At 62.4% G+C, this 16,540-nt stretch carries 18 protein-coding genes; 8 read left to right on the forward strand and 10 right to left on the reverse strand.

Features of this window, described 5'->3' with window-relative positions:
- The first annotated feature begins 71 nt into the window (after nt 1–71).
- Genes nadD through mrdA form a run of 7 tightly spaced genes read left to right on the forward strand, consistent with a single transcriptional unit; the run spans nt 72 to nt 6,786 of the window.
- On the forward strand, nt 72–686 hold the full coding sequence (gene nadD / locus VGG22_08995) for a nicotinate (nicotinamide) nucleotide adenylyltransferase (GenBank protein HEY1728494.1): 615 nt from the start codon (nt 72–74) through the stop codon (nt 684–686).
- Nucleotides 683–1,984, forward strand: coding sequence for a diaminopimelate decarboxylase (lysA, locus tag VGG22_09000; GenBank protein ID HEY1728495.1), 1,302 nt, complete (start codon nt 683–685; stop codon nt 1,982–1,984). Before nadD ends, lysA begins: the two co-directional genes overlap by 4 nt.
- Complete coding sequence (locus VGG22_09005) at nt 1,981–2,577, forward strand: Maf family protein (protein ID HEY1728496.1); 597 nt, start codon at nt 1,981–1,983, stop codon at nt 2,575–2,577. Before lysA ends, VGG22_09005 begins: the two co-directional genes overlap by 4 nt.
- Before the next feature lie 29 nt (nt 2,578–2,606).
- The gene (locus tag VGG22_09010; protein HEY1728497.1) at nt 2,607–3,671 is read left to right on the forward strand and encodes a rod shape-determining protein; all 1,065 of its coding nucleotides are present in this window, start codon (nt 2,607–2,609) and stop codon (nt 3,669–3,671) included.
- Nucleotides 3,623–4,441 carry a rod shape-determining protein MreC gene (gene mreC / locus VGG22_09015; protein HEY1728498.1) on the forward strand — a complete coding sequence of 273 codons (819 nt, stop codon included), beginning with the start codon at nt 3,623–3,625 and terminating at the stop codon, nt 4,439–4,441. Before VGG22_09010 ends, mreC begins: the two co-directional genes overlap by 49 nt.
- On the forward strand, nt 4,419–4,949 hold the full coding sequence (gene mreD / locus VGG22_09020) for a rod shape-determining protein MreD (protein HEY1728499.1): 531 nt from the start codon (nt 4,419–4,421) through the stop codon (nt 4,947–4,949). Before mreC ends, mreD begins: the two co-directional genes overlap by 23 nt.
- 4 nt (nt 4,950–4,953) lie before the next feature.
- Nucleotides 4,954–6,786 (forward strand): penicillin-binding protein 2, encoded by a 1,833-nt coding sequence (gene mrdA / locus VGG22_09025; GenBank protein HEY1728500.1) that lies wholly within the window; start codon nt 4,954–4,956, stop codon nt 6,784–6,786.
- Nucleotides 6,787–6,796: 10 nt separating this feature from the next.
- On the opposite strand, the gene VGG22_09030 is transcribed toward mrdA, so the two are convergent.
- Genes VGG22_09030 through VGG22_09040 form a run of 3 tightly spaced genes read right to left on the reverse strand, consistent with a single transcriptional unit; the run spans nt 6,797 to nt 9,842 of the window.
- Complete coding sequence (locus VGG22_09030) at nt 6,797–7,876, reverse strand: hypothetical protein (GenBank protein HEY1728501.1); 1,080 nt, start codon at nt 7,874–7,876, stop codon at nt 6,797–6,799.
- A 56-nt stretch (nt 7,877–7,932) separates the two neighbouring features.
- Nucleotides 7,933–8,190, reverse strand: a complete 258-nt coding sequence (locus tag VGG22_09035) for a hypothetical protein (protein ID HEY1728502.1) — start codon at nt 8,188–8,190, stop codon at nt 7,933–7,935.
- Nucleotides 8,187–9,842, reverse strand: a complete 1,656-nt coding sequence (locus VGG22_09040; GenBank protein ID HEY1728503.1) for a hypothetical protein — start codon at nt 9,840–9,842, stop codon at nt 8,187–8,189. Before VGG22_09040 ends, VGG22_09035 begins: the two co-directional genes overlap by 4 nt.
- Nucleotides 9,843–9,960: 118 nt before the next feature.
- Between VGG22_09040 and VGG22_09045 the strand changes: the two genes are divergently transcribed.
- A complete protein-coding gene (locus VGG22_09045; protein ID HEY1728504.1) occupies nt 9,961–11,160 on the forward strand; it encodes a pyridoxal phosphate-dependent aminotransferase in 1,200 nt (399 codons plus the stop codon).
- Between the two features lie 4 nt (nt 11,161–11,164).
- Here the strand turns inward: VGG22_09045 and trpS are convergent, their stop codons facing one another.
- Genes trpS through VGG22_09080 form a run of 7 tightly spaced genes read right to left on the reverse strand, consistent with a single transcriptional unit; the run spans nt 11,165 to nt 16,537 of the window.
- Nucleotides 11,165–12,145 (reverse strand): tryptophan--tRNA ligase, encoded by a 981-nt coding sequence (gene trpS, locus VGG22_09050; protein ID HEY1728505.1) that lies wholly within the window; start codon nt 12,143–12,145, stop codon nt 11,165–11,167.
- Between the two features lie 22 nt (nt 12,146–12,167).
- Nucleotides 12,168–12,929 carry a bifunctional hydroxymethylpyrimidine kinase/phosphomethylpyrimidine kinase gene (locus tag VGG22_09055; GenBank protein HEY1728506.1) on the reverse strand — a complete coding sequence of 254 codons (762 nt, stop codon included), beginning with the start codon at nt 12,927–12,929 and terminating at the stop codon, nt 12,168–12,170.
- Nucleotides 12,917–13,531, reverse strand: a complete 615-nt coding sequence (locus tag VGG22_09060; GenBank protein HEY1728507.1) for a thiamine phosphate synthase — start codon at nt 13,529–13,531, stop codon at nt 12,917–12,919. The genes VGG22_09055 and VGG22_09060 overlap by 13 nt, the downstream gene beginning before the upstream one ends.
- Nucleotides 13,527–14,069 (reverse strand): hypothetical protein, encoded by a 543-nt coding sequence (locus VGG22_09065; GenBank protein HEY1728508.1) that lies wholly within the window; start codon nt 14,067–14,069, stop codon nt 13,527–13,529. The genes VGG22_09060 and VGG22_09065 overlap by 5 nt, the downstream gene beginning before the upstream one ends.
- 37 nt (nt 14,070–14,106) lie before the next feature.
- Nucleotides 14,107–14,925, reverse strand: a complete 819-nt coding sequence (locus tag VGG22_09070) for a hypothetical protein (GenBank protein ID HEY1728509.1) — start codon at nt 14,923–14,925, stop codon at nt 14,107–14,109.
- The gene (locus VGG22_09075; protein HEY1728510.1) at nt 14,922–15,767 is read right to left on the reverse strand and encodes a ParB/RepB/Spo0J family partition protein; all 846 of its coding nucleotides are present in this window, start codon (nt 15,765–15,767) and stop codon (nt 14,922–14,924) included. The genes VGG22_09070 and VGG22_09075 overlap by 4 nt, the downstream gene beginning before the upstream one ends.
- A complete protein-coding gene (locus VGG22_09080; protein HEY1728511.1) occupies nt 15,767–16,537 on the reverse strand; it encodes an AAA family ATPase in 771 nt (256 codons plus the stop codon). Before VGG22_09080 ends, VGG22_09075 begins: the two co-directional genes overlap by 1 nt.
- Between the last annotated feature and the right edge of the window lie 3 nt (nt 16,538–16,540).

The following is a 16,540-nucleotide window of genomic DNA, read 5'->3' on the forward strand; positions in this document are numbered from 1 at the left end:
ACGGGCTCGCGCTTTTGGGGGCGCCATGCGAAGCATGGGGGGCGCGAAGCCTGGGGCGGAGCGCCGTTCAAATGAAGATTGGGCTGTTTGGGGGCGCATTTGATCCCGTTCATAATGCGCATCTGTTCGTAGCCGAGGCGGTGCGAGCTGCGGAGCGTCTCGATCGCGTCGTTTTCCTGCCACTGCGCGCGGGACACCATCGTAACGCGTTGCGCGGAAGCGTCGAAGATCGGGCGACGATGCTGCGTCTAGCGATCGCCTCGAACCCGGCGTTCGCCCTCGACCTCACCGATACGGACGAAGAGGCAACCGGCTACACCGCGGATTTGCTGCCACGCATGCGCGCACTCTATCCCGACGACGAGCTTTACTTCATCGCTGGGAGCGATTCGATCGTACGCGGCGGCTGGCAGCGTATCGACGACGTTTTCGCGCAGCTCGACGGTTTCTTAATCGTGCCGCGTCCCGAAATCGAGCGCAGCGAGCTCGACGTTGCGCTCGCGGCACTTCCGCCGCAACTACGAGCGAAGATCCATTTCATCGACTTGCCTCTGCACATGGATTCAGCGACGACGGTGCGCGATCGTCTCGAAGCACTTGAAACGGTGCGGTATTTGGTGCCGGAGGCCGTTTGGCGCTACATTACCGAGCGCGGTTTGTACACGAACGGCGTGGCGCAGAAATGATTACGGGTGACGATCCGCGCGTGCTTTGCGCGAGCGGACACACGCGCAACGCAAACGGGATGCTCGCAATTTCCGGCGTCGACGCCGGCGAGCTTGCGCAAACGTACGGCACACCGCTCGTCGTATTCGACGCATCGACGTTCGAACGAACTCTGGAGCGTTTTCATCGCGCGGCCGAGCCGCACGGTATCTCGATTGCTTATGCTGCCAAAGCGCTGCTGTTCGTTGCGCTGGTACGGCGTATTGCACGGCATGCGTGGCTCAAGCTCGACGTCTGTTCAAGCGGCGAGATCGCAACTGCGCAGCGCGGCGGTCTCGATCCGGCGCGCATGTATCTGCATGGCTGCGGCAAGAGTGAGGCCGAGCTCGATGCGGCGATCGAAGGCCGGGTTGCGTTCGTCGTCATCGACGGAATCGACGAGTTGCAAGCGCTTGCGGCGCGCGCGCGGGGCCGTGCGGTTTCGATCGGATTGCGTTTCAATACCGGCATCGAGATCCAGACCCACGATTTCATTCGAACCGGCGGCGAAAACACAAAGTTCGGAATTGCGCCCGGCGATCTCGAGCGGGCCTTCGATGTTCTCGACGCGCACCCGAACATCGCGCTCGGTGCGCTGCACGCGCACATGGGTTCGCAGATTTTCGAGGAAGCGCCCTACGCCGCGAATCTCGACGTGCTCGCGGAGCTTGCGGCGCGAGCGCATGCGCGCGGACGCACCATTCCCGCGTTGCTGCTCGGCGGCGGCTTCGGCGTCGACGAAGACGTCGCGGTTTCGGAAGCGTTCGATATCGCGAGCACGCTTACGGACCTAACGCGCCGCACCCGGGAAGCCGCGTCGGGCGCCGGCATGCCCGTTCCCAAACTTGGAATCGAACCGGGCCGTTCGCTGGTCGCAAGCGCCGGCACGACACTCTACCGGGTCGCGGCAATCAAAGACTCCGGAACCCGCCGGTTCGTCGTCATCGACGGCAGCATCGCCGACAACCCCCGGCCCGCGATTTACGGGGCCTTCCACCAACCATTGGTTGCCAGCTCACAAGCACGCGGGCTGCTAAGACGTGTGACGATCGCCGGCCGATCGTGCGAGAACGACGTCATGATGGACGCCGACCTCCCCGATGACTTGCGGGCCGGTGACTTGCTCGTGTTCTGTACGACCGGGGCCTATACGTTCGCGATGGCAAGCAACTACAACCGATTTGGCCGTCCAGCCGTCGTTGAAGTCGAATCCGGACGTCATCAATTGGCCGTTCGGCGTGAAAATTCCGAAGACGTTTTGCGCAACGATGTAGTATGATTAAACCACGCGTCATAACGACGCTGGTTTTGGCGAGTATTAGTCCGCGCCGACGCGAACTTCTCGCCTCCCTCGGCGTCAAAGTCGACGTCGTCCCAAGCAGCTATAACGAAATGAATATGCCGGAGTTGCCGCCCATCGAGCTGGCGCGCACCCATGCGCGAGGCAAGCTTCAGGGCGTCCTGGGACAGCCGCTCGATGCGCTCGTCGTAGCCGCCGATACGGTCGTCGATCTCGACGGAACGGCCCTGGGAAAGCCCAAAGACGCGCATGAGGCGGCTGAGATGCTAGGCGCGCTTTCCGGCCGCCGGCATGTGGTGCACACGGCGTTTGCCGTCACGTTTGAAAACGATGTGATTGAACGCACCGCCTCGACGGAGGTCCGTTTTGCGCCACTATCGCAGCAAGAAATAGCCGAGTACGTCGCGACGGGTGACTCGATGGACAAGGCAGGGGCCTACGGAATTCAGGGGCGGGGGGCAGCCCTCGTCGAGCGGATCGACGGTGATTTTTACACCGTGATGGGGTTCCCGCTTGGACTTTTCGTGCGAACGTTGCGCGACCACGGCGTGATCCTCGGGGGTACACGCTAATGGGTTTTTTACGAACAGTTCGAACCACGTTGAGTCCGGAATTAGGGATCGATCTCGGGACGGCCAACACCGTCATCTACGAGCGCGGCAGCGGCATTCTCGTCTCGGAACCGTCGGTCGTCGCGTATGACGTAATGGGCGCTACCGAACGGGTAATCGCGGTCGGGTCGGCAGCCAAAGAAATGGAAGGGCGTGCGCCCAGCCGGATCCGCGTCGTTCACCCGCTGCGCGGCGGAACGATCAGTGATTTTCAGGCTGCTCACGTCTTGATCGAGACGATGGTCAATCGCGCCTCGACCGCGCGCCCGAAGCTCATGCCGCGCGTCGTGGCCTGCGTCCCCGGATGCGCGACCGACATCGAATGCAAGGCCGTCGAGGAAGCGGCGGCAGCAGCCGGCGCCCGCGCCACGACGTTTTTACCGCAGGCCGTCGCAGCCGCGCTCGGCGCGGGGCTCGACATCACGACGACGAGCGGCAGAATGGTCGTCGACATCGGAGGTGGGACGACCGAGATCGCGGTTCTCGCGCTCTCCGGAGTCGTCGCGCTGCACTCGGTGAAAGTCGGCGGCGATTATCTCGACAATGCGATCATCACGCGGCTCCGTCACGACCGTTTTCATATCGGCGTGCTGACGGCCGAAGCGTTGAAAATCAAGCTAGGGTATGCCGGCCGGTCACCCGGGCGAGCGGCGATTCGCGTCAGCGGCTTCGATAGTTCGGCGGCGGCACCGCGCGCACGCGAAGTGAGTGAAGCATTGGTCGGCGAAGCGATGGCTGAAGGCATCGATCGCATCACCCGTGCAGTGTGGTCGGTTCTCGAGCAAACGCCGCCCGATCTCGCCGCGGATTTACTCGAAAACGGTATCACGCTGACGGGCGGAGGCGCGCAAATTACGGGACTCGCCGGCGAGCTCAGTTTGCGCACCAATGTCCCCACGATCGTCGCACCCGATCCACTCGAGTGCGTTGCGCGTGGAGCGGGTGAAGTGCTCGGAATTCCAACGTTGCTCGAGCGTCTCGGTCCGTCTGCGGATCGTTTGACGAGGTGGTATCAATCTTTACGTATCGGGATGAGAGAAAGCTATTCGCCGTAATCGGCGCGATCATCGCCGCTGGTCTCATCGCACTCGTTCAACTCGAATTCGCTCGCCAAGGCCGCCCGAGCCCACTCAGTAACGCAATAACCTCGACGTACGCGTATCTCGAGTTTGCAGTGGGCGCCTCGATTTCGGGGACTCGCGACGCGGCCGGATACGTCGTTGCGTTGCCGCAGCTCGAACGCGAAAACGCGCAGCTAAGCACCGAGGCGGACAAGCTTCAAACCGAAAACGCGACGCTGCGAGAGACGCTTGCGCGCGTACCCTCACGTGAAGCCGTACAGAACGCGGCCGCACTCTACCCGACTGGCATCCCTGCGCTCGTGATCGGCTTCGATCCCGAAAACAAATCGCAAGTCGTTACGGTGAACAAAGGCACGCGTTCGGGCGTCATGATCGACGACGGGGTCGTGAACGTCGACGGCGTGGTCGGACGTGTGATCGAAGCCGACGCACTCAGCAGCAAGGTACTTCTGATCACCGACTACACGAGCAACTTGCCGGCGATTCTGCAAAACGGGCGCTGGTGGGGGATCGCAACCGGGACGCTGACTCGCGTGAACTTACACTACGTTTCGCAGGATGCGCATCTGCACGTCGGCGATTCCGTCGTCACCGGTGAAGGCCGTTCGTTTCACGCCGGTCTCTTGATCGGACACGTCATGACGGTCACACAGATGCCCGCCGGTGCGCTAGACCAGCAAGCGATCGTCGAGCCTGCGGTCGCCTTCGGACGTCTCGCTCATGTTGTTATCCTTCCGAAATAGCGCGGCGCAAGCACACGCCGTCCGCGTTCCGACGCACTGGCGTGCGGCCGCGATTTGGCTGCTGGCGGCCGGCTTTTTTCAAGCCACGCTGGTACACTACATCGCATTCCGGGGGGTCGTGCCCAGCCTGATCTTTTTGGTCGTGGCAACGTACGCGCTGCGTGCCGGAGCCGCCGGCGCAATCATTCTCGGCGCGGCCGGCGGATTGCTTGAAGACGCGCTGTGCGGAAACACCGGCGCGGCGTGGACGATTGCGACGACAATTTCGGCGCTCGCCATTTCGGGCGCGGCACGCTTGACGTTCGCGGAATCACCCTCGATATTCGCTGCGATGGTCGTCGTCGCGGCACTCGTTCGCGAAGGATTGTACTGGGCCGTGCTTTCACTCGAAGGTTTCCAAGTCGGCCTCGGCATGCACTACACGAAGATCGCGATCGCCTCAGCCCTCTACACCGCGGTCATCGCGATGATCGTCATATGGGCGCGCTGGCGTTTCGTGTCGCGGTGAGCACTTGATCTACCGCGGCATCTCGCGCATGGGCGGATTCTTCTTCATCGTGACGTTCGCGATCGCGGCGATCATCGGCCGCTTGACGTACGTGCAACTGATCGACGGCAAGGTCTACGCTGCCGCCGCGCGTGCGAACCAAGTCCGCTTGATTCCCGTAGCCGCGCCGCGTGGATTGATCTTGGACCGCGACGACCGGATCATGGTGCGCAGCCGTCCGTCGTTCGTGGTTGCGCTCATACCCTCACAGGTCAAAGACATCAAGTCGACGATCGCCGATCTTTCCTCGACGCTGCAAATTCCGCAAAGCGAGCTTTTGCATCGGCTCTATCATCATCACGACGTCAACTACGAAAATTTCGCACAAGTCCAAACATACGAACCGTATGGTCCCGTGATCCTGGCGAGCGATCTGCACACCTCACAAATGGCACGCCTCGCCGAGCGGCAGCCGGATCTTGCCGGCGTCGATCTCGAAGAGCAGCCTGTTCGCAATTACCCGTACGGCAAGATGGCCGCCGACGTGTTTGGTTACGTCGGTCAGATTTCCGAAGAAGAATACGAAAAACGCAAGAGCGAACACTACACGCCGAACGACGTCGTCGGCAAGGACGGACTCGAGTACACCTACGACGCGTATCTGAAGGGCACGCCGGGCGGCCAGCAAGTCATGGTCAATGCCTGGGGCGCAGTCGTAGGCGACGAAAAGTTCGTCAAATCCAAGCCGGGCGACGTCCTTGTAACGACGATCGATCTGCGTTTACAACAGATCGCGCAACGCGCGCTCGCCGACGGACTGAAGTCGTGGGCCAAGACGCGTGGCGTCAAACGGCTTTCCGGGGCACTCGTGATCCTCGACCCGTACAGCGGCGGCGTTCTTGCAATGGCTTCGCTGCCGACCTTCGATCCGAACGACTTCGCAACGCCGATCTCATCGAACGAGTACGCACACTACATCCTCGACCCGCTGCGCCCGCTTTACAACCGCGCCATCGGCGCCGCGACACCGACGGGGTCGACATTCAAGATGGTCACCGGCTCCGGCGCCATCTCGAGCGGCGCCATCAAACCGCACCAAGTGCTCTATGACTCGGGGGCCTGGGATTGCCACGGCGTGCATTTCGTCGATCTTGCCGCCGGCGGTCTCGGAAATGCGGAGTTTACGGAGGCGCTCGCGGCGTCGAGCGACGGCTACTTCTACCAGCTCGGCGACCGCCTCGGTCACGCGCGCCTGCGCTACTACGCGCTCCAGTTCGGACTCGGCGCCATCAGCGGTATCGACTTACCCGGCGAGTACGCGGGAAATTGGCCGACCGACGAATGGACGCGCAAGGTGTACGGCGTCCCGCTGGAGCCAAGCGATGTCTGCCAGCTGGCAATCGGACAGGGCGCGATGCAAGCCACGCCGCTGCAGATGGCCAACGTCACCGCGACCGTCGCCAACGGCGGGACGCTCTACCGCCCGCACGTCGTCCAAGAGATTCGCACGCCGACCGGTTCCATCGTCAAGCGCTTCGATAATCAGGTCATTCGCGAAGTTCCGGTCACCAAAGAATCGCTCAAAGAGGTGCGGACCGGAATGGACCGCGTCACGAGCAACATCGGGACGGCGTACGGACTCGCGATTCCCGGCCTGCCCTATGGCGGCAAGACCGGAACGGTTCAAACCGACGGCGGCAATGGACCGAACACGACGTGGTTCGTTTGCTTCGCGCCCGCGAACCATCCGAAGCTCGCAATGGCGATCTTCGTCGAGCGTTCCGGCGGCTACGGCGCGAACGTCGCGGGGCCGATCGCCCAAAAAATCCTCGCGGAATACTTCCGCAAGAAGATCTAGCCCGTAGCGGCTACTGGCCTGTTTCTTGCGGGCTGGTGGCAGCCAGCGACGCGAGCAGATCGAGGACTTTCTTGTCCTCAGGCTCGTCGATGGGTGAATCGCGTGCGACGTCTTTTTGCGAGCGCAGATTCGTCGTGCGCTTACGCCACTCGACACGCGCGTCGGTCTCGTCGCGCAGGCGGCGCAGATAGTGATCGAGGGGCGTGAAGCGGCGTCCGTCATCCGAACGATTGAACTTCGCTTTCAGATCGTCTACGAGACGATACGTGTCGAACACGGAATCGATCAGGTTTTCCAAGCGCCGGTCGTACGGCAGCCAAAAGCGATTCGTTTGCAGATCTTGGAACACCCAGACGGAGATGTCCCCGAAGTTCATGATGTCGTCGATCATCATGCCGTCGAACGGCGGCCGCAGCTGAACGATCTTGTTCTCGCCGATAAAGCGGTCGCGCTGTTCGATCGGTGAGACGTCGCCGCTCGCCAGACGCTGTCCGTAGGCTTCGCGATCCTCACGAATGTTTTGTACGCGCCGCCACAAATCGCCGACGTCGGGACGCGAGTGAAACTTGTCGAGCCACTCCTGTGAGCCCGCACGTTCCTTTAACTCAACGGTTACGCGATGAATCGAACGGCGCAGCCAGTTCTCGAGCTCTTCTTCCCAGCGTTGACGCCGGCGGTACGTTGCTTGCGCGTTGACGACGTCTTGCGACGAACGCGCTGCAGCGTTATACAACCGGGATGCACGCCCGAAGCTGAACAGCCATTCAAAGAAACCGGGACGCTCGATTTGATTTCCGCGAACGTGACGCGGATACGACTCGGCGTAACCCTTGAGATTGCGCTCCGCAATCTTCTTGCGCTCCTCGAGCGCGTTCGCGGCAGCGGCGATCTCGGCGAGCACGCCCGCGCGCTTGCGCGTGTACGAAGCGCGTACCGCGCTTTCGGCGTGCGAAATCTCCGACCGTTCAAAGCGCGCCTTTGCAGCGTCATACTCTGCGATCGTGGCGGCGTCTTTTGCGAAGTCTGGTATGCCACCCGCGGCTCTTGGCTTTTCGCCTGAATCGACCGCGGTCGGTTCGACGCTTTCCACGGTGCGGCGCTTCCCTTCAGTGGGCGTCATCGCCTCCAAGCGGGGACCCGCTTGTGCTACGTCTCGCAATCCCGTAATAGGATTGCCGCAACCGCCGAAACCCGTGGGTCTGGGTCGGTGAGCGCGCCGCGTAGTGCATGCACCGCTGCGGGTCCGCGCGCGAGTCGCTCGAGCTCGCGAATCCTTTCGAACGGCGCGGTCCGCCTGCTTACCTGCTTCGATTCGTCGCGAACCGGGCTCAGCATCGCGATACCGAGCAACACCAAACCAATGATGACGAAGAACGAGGGGACGAATACGAGCTTCACGATCATACGCGCACTCCGGTCTCGCGTTCCATGACGGCGTCCAGTCGCGCATCGAGCGCGGGCTGCGCGGCAACGAGGGCATCGATGAGCGCAGCATCGTCGCGCAGACCCTCCAGGGTCGCACGCAGCACATTGCGATAGGCTACGAATTCCGGGTACTCTTCACGTTCGGACGCAAGCAGCTGCGTCGCGTGCGCCAACCGCGTCCCGAGCGTGCCGGGGACGATTCCGCACGCCTCCAGCGCATCCTCGGCGGCCGGATCGAGAACGTCGTCGGGAAGTACCGGATAGTGCGGCATTCGCAATTTGATCGCCAGGCGATCGAAGACGCTGCGGAGCGCTATCCGGCTCGCCGTCAAGTGCGAATCGAGCGCCGGATCCTCGCACGCGTCGGCGCACAGAACGGCCAGCGCCCAAAGATGGCGCATCAGACCCTCGAGGCCGCAGAGATAACTCACCATCGCCGTCTCGAGGCTCGCAGCCGACGTACGCCGCACGCGCGAGGTCGACGCGGCGAAAGCCGGCGGCGGTGCTAGCGACGGAATTGGGACCGCACGCAAGCCGACGCCCTCGACCGTGAACGGAAGTGTCGGCACCTCGCCGCAATCCGCGAGCCGCATCGACGGCGACTCGAAGAGCGATTCGCGTCCCTCACAGCACGCGCGGGCCAAAACGCTCATCGACGCGCCTTGCGCGTCCGCGACGGTCGCAAACTCGAGCCTCAATCCCGCGCCGCGGCGCAAGCCTTCGATCCGCATTCCGTCGCGCAACCAGAGCGGCGACGTACCGCCGCGTTCGAGAAGGCGCGCACCTTCGATGCGCGTGCTCCCCGGAAGATAGACGCCGCCGGCAACATGCAACGCGATCGTGAAATCCGCGTGTGAACCGCCGGCGTTTACTAAACGCAAGCACCAATCGATGCGCTGGCCAGGCTCGACGGCGAGGTCGGCGTAGTCGAGCGGCTCGATCGAGCCTTCGAGACGCGGATGGTTGCGTGCCGTGACGTGCGCCTCGCCGAGCTCGACGCCGGCGGTTGCGGTGCGGCACGCAATACGCAGAGACTGCGGCGTGCCGTCCAACGCCGATTCCGGAACGCGCGCGCAAATTCCGACTATCTTTCGCATCCCCGGATCGAGTGCAACCGGAAACTGAGCATCGAACGCAACCTCGCACAGCTCACCGCCCGCCTGTAGCGCAAGAATACTCTCTGATGCGCTTCCCGTGTTCGTGAGGATTGCGCGTCCGCGCACGACTTCGCCGGCGGCGGCTTCCGTATCGAAGAGCTCGATGCGATTCGCGTTCGGTGCAAACGCTGCAGCGCCGAAGACCGCGCAACGTGCGATCAGCTCGCGGCGTTCGCCATCGCAGTCGACCGATACGACGATCTCCACCTCACCTGGTTGCGACGTGTATACGTCGACGGAACGATCGTGGGTTTCATCGCGTAGCGACGCCGGCAATGAGAAATCGAGCTCGTTGCGGCGTTCGTTCCGAACATTCGTCCCGCCGTAAGCGAGCGTGACGGGTGCCGTCGTGCGAACCGCAAGGCTCGCGAGCTTGCTGCAATCATCGCCGTCGTTGTGAACGCGAATCCTCAGCGTTGTGCGCTGGCCGGCTTCGACCGTCGGTTGTTCGAGCACGACGTCCAATTCGAGCATACGCCCTCCTCATCTCGCAGGCGGCCGGTTCGGTCGCAGAGGCGCGCACCCTTCGATCAAAATTGCACGTCGCAGCGCGGCAAAGGCGGGGTACTTTCATTCGGAGAATTCGGCCATTATGACGACACTTGCTGCGTATCATGCCGGACTGCTGTGTGAAGCAGTCGATCGACTTGGAAGTGAAGCCGCGTTTGAAGTTCTCGCACGCGCGCGCGAGCTCGAAGCACAAGGACGCAGCGTCGTGCACCTCGAGATCGGCGAACCCGATTTCGACACACCGGAGCATATCAAGCGAGCCGGCATCCAAGCGATCGAACAAAACTATTCGCACTACACGCCGTCGGCCGGTATCCCCGAGCTGCGCGATGCGATCGCAACATTCGCTGCAAAGCTGCGCGGCATCGAGCCGTGGAAGCGCGAGAACGTCGTCGTTGGTCCCGGCGCAAAGCCGATCATTTGGAACACGCTCTCCGCGTTGCTCGATCCGGGCGACGAAATGGTGGCCGCCGATCCAAGTTATCCGGCGTACGCGTCATGCGCGTCCTATCTGCAGGCAAACCTCGTCCCGGTCAAGCTGCTCGAATCTAAAGATTGGCGGCTCGATCTCGACGAGCTTTCCGCAAAGGTGAGCAACCGGACCAAAGTCGTCGTGTTGAACTCACCGCACAATCCAACCGGCGGCGTCCTCGGTCTGGAAGATTTTCAAGTCGTCGCGGACCTCGCTCAGAAGTGGGGCTTCATCGTCATCTCCGATGAGATCTATTGCCGGACACTGTACGGCGGCACGTTTGTCTCGCTCGCGCAACTCGATGGGATGCGCGAACGCAGCGTGATCATCGACGGCTTCTCAAAAGCCTATGCGATGACGGGCTGGCGTCTCGGTTATGGAATCATGCCCGAAGAGCTTGCGCGCACGGTCTCGCTGTTCAACAACAACACGTTCTCATGCGTCGCCACGTTCGTGCAACGAGCCGGCATCGCGGCGCTGGGCGGACCCGACGAGCCGGTTCTCGAGATGACGGAGACGTTCCGAAAACGGCGCGACGAGATCATCGGCGGGATCAATTCGATTCCGGGCCTGCGCTGCAAATCACCCGAAGGCGCGTTCTACGCGTTCGTCAACGTGCAAGACATCACGCACGACGATCGTAAGCTTGCGACGTTCTTGCTCGAGGAAGGCGGCGTCGCGGGTCTGGGCGGTTCGTGCTTCGGTGAGGGAGGACGCGGTTACGTCCGCTTCTCCTATGCGAATTCGATCGAGAACATTCGCATCGCGCTCGACCGCATTCGCGAAGCACTCCCGAAATTTAACGGGTAGTTCGCTAGAGCAGCTTCATCGCGCGCTGCACGTCCGCAAGCGTTTGGCTTGCGACGATGCGCGCCTTTTCCGTGCCTTCCTTGATGATCTTCGCGATCGTCGCGTCGTCGATCGAGGCCCGCCGTTCGCGTATCGGCCGCAGGTACGCGTTGAGCTTTTCGGCGAGCTCGCTCTTGCAATCGACGCACCCGAGTGCACCGGAGCGGCAATTTTCCGCGATCCAGGCCGTGCGCGCTTCGTTAACGATTTGATGTAACGCGTAAACCGGACAGACTTCCGGCCGCCCGGGATCGTTGCGGCGAACTTTCTGCGGGTCCGTGAACATCGAGCGGACTTTTTTGGTCGTGGTCTCTTCATCGTCGGCGATGTCGATCGTGTTGCCGTAGGACTTGGACATCTTTCGTCCGTCCGTACCCGGGACCGCCGGAAACTCGGTCAGGAGCGCTTGCGGTTCGACCAGCGTATCGCCGTAGAGGCGATTGAAACGGCGCACGATCTCGCGTGCCAACTCGAGATGCGCGACTTGATCGCGTCCGACGGGAACTTTTTCGCCGCGAAAGATGGCGATATCGCACAGTTGCAAGAGCGGATAACCGAGGAACCCATAGGTTGCGATGTCGCCGCCGAGAGCTTCGATCTGTTCCTTATATGTCGGCGTTCGCTCGAGCCACGAGACCGGCGTAACCATTGAAAGCAGCACGTGCAGCTCGCTGATCTCGGGGACGCCGGACTGCAGATAGATCGTCGATTTGTCGGGATCGACGCCGGCTGCGATCCAATCGCGCACCATGTCCTCGCGCGCCGCACGAATCTCGTCGGGATGCTGGAAAAGCGTTGTGTACGCGTGCAAGTCCGCGATCTCAAAATACGCATCCGCGGTTCGCGACAGCTGCGCCCAATTCGTAAGCGCTCCGACTAAGTGACCGAGATGCAATCGGCCCGTCGAGCGCATTCCTGACATGACCCTCATTGATATCGCGCTCATTGATTTCGCGCCCGTTCGCGCATCACCACGGCCATACCCGTTCACCGTTCCACTGCGCGCTATTCGCAATCGCATCTCGGACGAGTGCGCGCGCGGCCGTGATCGCGTCAATCGTATTCTCACCACGCGCGAGATAGATCGCAATCGCAGCTGCGAGAACGCAGCCTGTGCCGCGCATTCCGCCGGGAAGTTGCGTCCCCGCAAACGTCGACGTCGTGCCGCCTGCATAGAGGACGTCGCTCGAATCTCCCTCGAGATGACCTCCGGTAACGAGCGCTGCGTGCGCGCGATCGCGTTCGACCAGCGTGTGGGCCGCGCCGGCCATCGTCGCGCGATCGTTGACCGGAAAGCCGCACAGACGCGAAGCCTCGGCGAGATTCGGCGTGACGAGCGTGCACAACGGGAAAAGCCGCTTGCGCAGCGCGTGGAGCGTTGCATCATCGGCGAAGACGAGACCTTCGCTGCTGGCGATGACCGGATCGCAAACGATCGGAACGCTCACGTCTTCGAGCTCCGAGGCAACGGCCTGGACGCTTTCCGGCGAAAGCAGCGCACCGACGCGGTACGCATCCGGTTTCGCAGCTCGAGTCGCGCGGATTTGCGCAGCGATAATTGCCGGATCGAGCGCCTCGGCTCGCCGTTCGCCCTCTCCTTGAGCGGAGATGCCCGCAATGACCATCACGTGACGCGTCTCGAGCCGCTGCGCTACTCGCGCGTCGAGACCGATGCCCGCGATGTTCCACGGATGCGTGGTTCCGATCGAAGCGAGCGTTAGCGCGCCCATGCATCAACCAAAGCCCGCGCGGCGGCAATGCGATCCGGCGCGCGCGATATTGCGGTGATCACGGCGGCCATCGCCGCACCGGTCGCGCGAACTTCAGGAATGCGTGCGAGCGTGATCCCGCCGATCGCTGCGACGGGAAGCCTGACGGCTTGCACGGCCGCGCGGATTCCGGCAGCTCCGATCGGCTCACCCGCGTCCTCCTTCGTCCGGGTCGCATACATCGCGCCGACGCCGATGTAGTCGGCGCCGAGCGCAAGTGCCGCGTAGGCGCTCGGCACGTCCGGACACGAGATGCCGACGATCTTCCCTTGCGTGGCCGCACGCAGCGCGGACACATCCAGCAGCGCCAGATCTTCTTGCCCGAGATGGACGCCGTCCGCGGAATCGAGGCCTCCTGCGTCGTCGTTGACGATCAGGAGCGCGCCCGCCGCGCGCGTCCGCTCCCACGCACGAGCGAGAGCGTGGCGATCGATCGCGCGCTTGCTGCGATACTGCACGACACGAATGCCGGCCGAGAGGACGTCCTCGACCTGCGTGATGACGTCGCCTTCAGCTGCATCGACAATCGCGTAGATGCCGCGCAGCAGCGCAGTCCGGCTAATTGCTGACGAGAACGGTCACCGGTGCGCTGACATTGTTGCTGGCGGTCGCCGTCAGCACCAAACAGAAAACCGGAGAGGCCGCGGTCCCGGAGCCGGCGGGCGCCGTCGCGGCCGGTGAGGCGAGGGCTGAGGGCAGGACGCCGACCGTCGCCGCGGTCGCACCCGACATCACGAGCGCGCTCGCCGGCAGGTTCGTACCCGCTGCGACGGCCGGACAAGATGGATAGGTGATCAAGCCCGTCGCCGTGTTGACGAGCTGATAGGTGTCGGTCGGCGTACCGTAGCGAATCGACCATGTGAACGTCGTCTGCGGCTGCACGATCGCGGAGCCGCCTCTCGTGCCGGTTGCCGTTACGCTCAGAGGTGTCGCCGAATTCGGCGCGACTTCGAAAAAGCTAACGTCCGAACCCGACGAGTTCGTGAAAACGATTGACGTCGGTTGGTTACTGTTGCCGAGAACCGAACCGCCGTATCCGTTGGCGCACGCCGACAACGCAGCGATCGTCGCGGCGCACAGCGTCAAAACACGACGACGCATGGAAAATCCGCGTTGCACGCATTTGGGAATGGTTCCTTTAGGGAGCGGGCACAGTAATCGGCGGCATGACGAATTCAACTGGTTGGTCTGCGCCCTCAGGCAACGCAGGGGCAATCGTGAGATCGTAGGTACGCGCGCGATCGTCGAGCCGGCCGGGTGTAAGAAAGTCGATTTGACCCGTGTAACGTGCGTTCGGCGCCAAACGTAAGCCGAGAAAGAGCTGGCGGTCCGTCAGCAACCAATTGCGGGTGTCGAGCGGATGATAGACGTTGGAACCATCGCGCAAAAGCGTGCGGCCGTATGGTAAGAACGTGATGAAAGCATTGCCGTCGTTCTCGAACGTCAACGCAAGCTCGATGCGGCGCGGGTAAAACGCGAGCTCGCGGACGACGACCTTCGCACCACTGCGACCGAAGAGCACGTTACTGCCTGGAACGTATGACCGATACGGATGACCCTGGTCATCGACGCGATAGGTGTTGCTCTCACGGACGATACGATAACGAAGTTGGAGACGCCCGTGCCCGAGCTGTTGGGTTCCGTGATTGAGATACGTGATCGCTTCGCGCAGCGTCACGATCTGCGCATCCTTCGCGCGTTCGGCACGTAGCGCTTTCGGCTCGCTGGCCCGGAAGCGTTCGGCCGTGAACACCGACTGATAGTTGCGCAGATTGCCGAAATAGCGCTGCATTCCGACCGTCAGCATCGCATACGCTTTTCCATAGTCGCCGCTGCCCACAGCGCGCGCATACGCAAGCGCAACGTCGACGCCCGGACCGCTCGGGGCAGCGGCGGAAGCCGCCGGGGTAGACAGTGCGAGCATCGCGAGTAGCGCCGCGAGCGCGCGGCGGATCATCCCTGGCCTAAGAGAATATCGACGATTCGAATCAGATCGGATTCGTCGGTGAAACGAATCTCGATGCGCCCGCCCTTCTTCGCGCGGACGAACGTGATGCGCGAGCCCAGGCGGTGGCGCAATTGGTCGGCGACGTCGTTCAGGTCGTCGACGCCGGCAGCGGCGGGCTTCTTCGGCGGCATCGTAAGCCGCTGCGCCAAGCGCTCGAGAACGCGAACCGAGGTGCCTTCGCGCGCCGCCCGCTCGGCGATCGCAACGCGGTCTTTCTCGGGGAATGCGAGCAGTGCTTTGGCGTGGCCCGGCGAGAGCTGCCGGGCGCGGATCAGCGCCTGAATCGGTGCGGCGAGCGCCAGCAAGCGCAATGCGTTGGCAACCGAAGGACGCGCGCGCCCGACGCGTTCGGCGACACGCTCTTGCGTGAAGCCATAGTCGTCGATCAGATGCTGATAACCCATCGCTTCTTCGAGCGCATCCAGATCCTCGCGCTGCAAATTCTCGACCATCGCAATCTCAAGACTCTGCTGATCTTCTGCGTCCCGAACGATCGCCGGCATCGTGCGTAGCCCGGCCGCGGCGGCGGCGCGCCAACGGCGTTCGCCTGCAATCAATTCGTAGCGATCGCCGCGCTTCCGCACCAGAATCGGAACGAGCACCCCGAACGACGCGATCGAGCTCCGCAATCCTTCGAGCGCGTCGGCTTCGAATGTGGTGCGCGGTTGATGCGGATTCGGAACGATCGCATCGATCGGAATTTCGCTTGCGCCTTGCGGTTTTTCGCGTGCGAGGGGCTGCGCATCGCCGAGCAGCGCACCGAGTCCGCGGCCAAGTCCGCGCTTTGCCATTACGATACGGTCTCGAGCGCGGCGACTTCGCGCGCTAGATCGAGATAGGCTTGTGCGCCGCGGCTGCGCACGTCGAAGAGCACGACGGGTTTTCCGAACGACGGCGCTTCGGAAAGACGAATGTTGCGCGGAATCTGCGTTTTGAAAACGTGATCGGGAAAGTAACGCACGACTTCGTCGACGACTTCGACGGCGAGCCGCGTTCGGCCATCGTACATCGTGACCAGCACGCCGAGAATCTCCAAACGTGGATTGAGCGCTTCTTTGACGCGCTGCATGATCGCGGTCAGCTGCGAGAGACCTTCGAGCGCATAGAACTCGGCTTGAATCGGGATGATCATTTGATCCGCCGCGACGAGCGCGTTGATCGTCAGCAGACCCAGCGAAGGGGGACAGTCGACAAAAACGTAATCGTATTGATCAACGACCTCAGCAAGCGCTTGCCGTAACCGGTTCTCGCGCGCCAAAGCCGAGACCAATTCGACCTCGGCACCAGCCAAATTCGGGGTCGCCGGGATGATCGAGAGGTTCTCGACGTCGGTCGAGATGATCGCGGAGGCTGCACTGATCTCGCCGAGCAGTAGCGCGTAAGAATCATTCTCAATACCGCGTTTGTCGATTCCGAGACCGGTCGTCGCGTTGCCTTGCGGATCGATATCGACCAGTAAAATCCGCTTACCAAGCAGCGCAAGGCAAGCGCCCAAATTGACCGCGGTGGTACTCTTACCGACCCCGCCTTTTTGATTGACAACCGCGACCGTGCGACCCATTCC

Source organism: Candidatus Baltobacteraceae bacterium, from assembly GCA_036489885.1.
GTDB lineage: Bacteria > Vulcanimicrobiota > Vulcanimicrobiia > Vulcanimicrobiales > Vulcanimicrobiaceae > JAFAMS01.

Bases quoted from the DNA above. Each gene is read 5' to 3' on its own strand.
- nadD (HEY1728494.1), top strand. From the start codon at position 72: ATGAAGATTGGGCTGTTTGGGGGCGCATTTGATCCCGTTCATAATGCG.
- lysA (HEY1728495.1), top strand. From the start codon at position 683: ATGATTACGGGTGACGATCCGCGCGTGCTTTGCGCGAGCGGACACACG.
- VGG22_09005 (HEY1728496.1), top strand. From the start codon at position 1,981: ATGATTAAACCACGCGTCATAACGACGCTGGTTTTGGCGAGTATTAGT.
- mreD (HEY1728499.1), top strand. From the start codon at position 4,419: ATGTTGTTATCCTTCCGAAATAGCGCGGCGCAAGCACACGCCGTCCGC.
- VGG22_09035 (HEY1728502.1), bottom strand. From the start codon at position 8,190: ATGATCGTGAAGCTCGTATTCGTCCCCTCGTTCTTCGTCATCATTGGT.
- VGG22_09040 (HEY1728503.1), bottom strand. From the start codon at position 9,842: ATGCTCGAATTGGACGTCGTGCTCGAACAACCGACGGTCGAAGCCGGC.
- VGG22_09045 (HEY1728504.1), top strand. From the start codon at position 9,961: ATGACGACACTTGCTGCGTATCATGCCGGACTGCTGTGTGAAGCAGTC.
- trpS (HEY1728505.1), bottom strand. From the start codon at position 12,145: ATGAGCGCGATATCAATGAGGGTCATGTCAGGAATGCGCTCGACGGGC.
- VGG22_09055 (HEY1728506.1), bottom strand. From the start codon at position 12,929: ATGGGCGCGCTAACGCTCGCTTCGATCGGAACCACGCATCCGTGGAAC.
- VGG22_09065 (HEY1728508.1), bottom strand. From the start codon at position 14,069: ATGCGTCGTCGTGTTTTGACGCTGTGCGCCGCGACGATCGCTGCGTTG.
- VGG22_09070 (HEY1728509.1), bottom strand. From the start codon at position 14,925: ATGATCCGCCGCGCGCTCGCGGCGCTACTCGCGATGCTCGCACTGTCT.
- VGG22_09075 (HEY1728510.1), bottom strand. From the start codon at position 15,767: ATGGCAAAGCGCGGACTTGGCCGCGGACTCGGTGCGCTGCTCGGCGAT.
- VGG22_09080 (HEY1728511.1), bottom strand. From the start codon at position 16,537: ATGGGTCGCACGGTCGCGGTTGTCAATCAAAAAGGCGGGGTCGGTAAG.